2 protein-coding genes are annotated in these 3502 nt (G+C 38.9%); both read right to left on the bottom strand.

Annotated features, from left to right (window positions below):
- Positions 1-280 precede the first annotated feature (280 nt).
- Positions 281-1123 (bottom strand): immunity 49 family protein, encoded by an 843-nt coding sequence (locus I6F65_RS20995; protein WP_197114750.1) that lies wholly within the window; start codon positions 1121-1123, stop codon positions 281-283.
- Positions 1120-3502 (bottom strand): RHS repeat-associated core domain-containing protein (locus I6F65_RS22010; protein WP_331461432.1); only part of this gene is annotated, 2383 nt, incomplete at its 5' end. The genes I6F65_RS20995 and I6F65_RS22010, both read right to left, overlap by 4 nt.

Here is a 3502-nt window from a genome sequence, read left to right as displayed (position 1 = left end):
GTGCTGTCTAGTTTTAGTTTAGGGACGCAATATTTCGAAAAGTTTGGTTATAAAATAAAACTGAAAATTTTTTCAGAGGCACTCAAGCAATTAAATAAGGATTGCCATGAGTGCTTGTAGCTTATTAGCAATTGTGGGGATCCCTCAGGATTTGACCCCATTAGTACCTTTACATATACAAAAAACGCTTATAATCTAAAGCAAATTACTTTTAATATTCAGAATTTAACACTCACTATTAAAGTGAGTGTCTTTGTTATTCTTGTTTTAATTCTGTTAGTCATTTGTCTTCCGGTAAAAATTCACCCGTCACTAGCCAATTAGGGATGTAATCAGTTTCAAAATCTAATTTATAACCCTTTCGGTCGTAAGCAAACGCGGCGGCTGCAATTAAAGGCAAAGAAATCCAACCTTGCTTTTCGTAGCTATCTTTTTTCCAAAAAGCTTTATGTTTTTCTACTGCATCACGCATTTCGCTATTAAATTCAGCCTCAGCATCAGGGGTAAAAATACAACGGTACACTGCTATTAATGGTAATAAAGTATGATAAGAATAAGGTAGGCGATCGTCATCCGGGTCGTCGGCTAGTAATGCTTTTTCTAGCAGGTCCCCCATATCTACACCGCCAGTAAATAAGTTTTGCATAACATTAACCACTGCCAAATCAAAAGTATTACACTTGAGATTCGCATTTAAAAAAACTATTTCATCAACTTCTCTCAAAGAGTGAATTGCTGGGCGATCACGTAAAATAACTGCGCTATAATAAGCGTTTAACCATTCATCGTTATCCACATAATCAGTTTTACGAGCCCCCGTCAATTCAAAGGTTTCACCATCAATAGTAACGGGAAAAGTTTCACCAACACGCATAACAAACTCAAAATTTGCTGTACCAAATTCTTTAAGCAGCATGAGATAACGCAATTGTTCTGAGTGATCGAATTCAGCAACGACAGAATCTGCAAAGCCAGCTAATGCGTCTTGAATAGAGCTACCAAGAACTTCACCACTATTTTTATTTTTAATGGTATTTATCTTTCTTGGTATTCGCTTTTCAAATTTATTAATATCTTTAATGACTAATTCCATATGCGTTTCTTTATAGTGTCGTTCTATCATTGGTCTGGTACCCATTTGTCGTTTTTAAATGAACTTAGTTCAGCTTCTACTTTTAAAGTCTCACCTGCTTCTAATTTTAGAGAGCCATCGTTATTTAAACGTTGGCTAACTAGTTTAGTGCTAATTAACTTGTCATCGTCAGCTTCTTTTAGCTTGTCCAGTGTTTCCTCTAAACCTTCCACCTGCTTTTTAAATTTAGGATCGTACTTATCAGAATTAGAGTCAAAACGCGGATCTTTTTGTGCTGCTTTAATTTTCTTTTCCATGTTTAAAATTATACTTTTACGGTATTCAGGTGAGCCTTGCTCAGCCCGTTTACCATTCTTTATTTTACGGCTGCCTTTTGTTGAAGCCCCACCTTTAGCCTCAACAGTAATAATTTTTCCTGTATTTTTGTCTTCTTTATAATAAATAAGGTCAAATTGACCTTGTTTACCTTTTCCTGGCAACTGGCTAGGAATTTCTTTAAATTCCGGATGCTCTTGCGCCATTACTAAGCGAGTTGATTCTTCTCCAATAGCCTCACTCAAGTTAACCATTAATTGATTAACTCTCTCCTTCGCATCAATATCATTTTCGTTAATAGCTTCTTTATTTTTCTGAGCCTTGACTCGCAGCTTTTGAAGCCGTTTCAGTTCTTTACTTCTACTAATTATCACATCTCGCACAGGACCGTCTAGTTTAGCCGGAATATCAATTTCAGGTTTGCTTTTTGAATTAGGGTTATACAATGATCTCGTCGCTTCCTTGTATTCTTTTCCTGCTTGATAGCGCTCAAGTAAATCTTTATCACTTAAAGTGGTATTAGGAAACTCAGCCTTGTAATCGTCAATAAACTGTTTACTTAATTTTGCTAGAAATAAATCAAGCCCACCTGTAGCAGCACTGAGTGCAGTAATTTGTTCAATCATCTCGTCAGCCGTGCAGCCCGATTGGTTTCGCTTAGCAACTCTATTTATTTGATTTTTAAGAGCATCTGAAAGTTCTGGGTTTGCATCAAGAGCGGCCTTAACTTTTGCCTGTCCCTCCTTACACAATAACCCAAACGGGTCAACCCAATTTACCGGATTAGGCGCATATTGATAATGGTTTATGCCACCCACTAACCCTATTGGATCTTGGTTTATAAAACGCTGCTGTTTTGGGCTGTAATAGCGGTAGCGATTATAATGCAGACCGCTCTCTTCATCTAAATATTGCCCTTGAAAACGAATTGGCTGAGTAAAGGTATTATTTACAGTTGATTCAGCTTCTAGTTTTGGCTCTTTATAACCATATGCATCGGCTTGGTTTTCCCACACGACTTGCGCGCTGTTGTTGGTAACAAAACGCGGCGTGTTAAGTTGGTCTAGGTGGTAGTAATACATCTCACCTTTTTTAATAAGCGCTAATGGATGAAATTGATTTGGTAGGTTTATATACCACGTATATTGCCCGTTGTGGCACTCGCCGATTAGCTGGTCGTTATCCCAAATGTAGTCAATTTTGCCATGCTCGGTGTGCTTTGCGATACGGCGGCCCAGTGGGTCGTAGTCGTATTGGGTGAGCGTGCCGTTATTATTAAAACAGCTTAACTGGTTAAATGCATTGTATTCACGAAGGGTTTTAATGCCTTTGCCAGTTTCGCGAATTTGGTTACCAAATTCGTCGTAGTCAAAGTCGCTGTCGCCAAATTGCGTTAAACGGTCGGCATCGGTGGCGCTGTTTTTAATGGTGTTGTGTGCATTAAAAATACTTGATGCAATATTATCAGCAGGGTTAGTTGGCGCTAAATCGCTGTATTCGTTATGCGTGGCGCGCGTTAAATCAACAGAAGTTATAACATCAATATCATTATTATTTACTGCTTCATTTGCAGCTTCACTTGCTGTGCTGTGCTCACTGTTTAATGCATTACTCGTTTTTGTATCGTTTGTCGCTTCGATTGCGCTTGATTGCACAGTTTGAGTTTGAGGGTTACCAAAGCTATCCCACTTATATTGCGTGGTTGTATCAGCACTTGAGTTTGCCAGCGTTTGTTGTATTAACTGCCCGAGAGTGTTGTATTCAAAGTTGATATTATGACTGCTTACACCTTCGTTTTCACGTGCTACAAGCTGGTTTACGCTGTCGTACTTGTACGTACAGGTATCAAGCAGAGCGTGAGCTGGGTGCGTTAGTTGCTGCTGCGTTAGGCGGTTAAATACATCAAACTGTTGAGTAAGCGTAATGCTGTTACCAAACTGCTGCGTTTTAATATTGCCTTGGTTGTCGTAGCTTAAAGATACAAGGGGCTTTGCTGCGCTAGCGGACTCATTCGCTTTGCTATTGACTTGTTGTAAGTTAATACTACTTAGCTGACCAAACTGGTTGTAACTGTATTTAAGCGTGGTTGAGTCT

Source organism: Pseudoalteromonas sp. SWXJZ94C, assembly GCF_015864385.1.
Lineage (GTDB): Bacteria > Pseudomonadota > Gammaproteobacteria > Enterobacterales > Alteromonadaceae > Pseudoalteromonas.
Note: the sequence above shows the minus strand (reverse complement) of the source record. Positions and strands in the feature narration are given on the sequence as shown.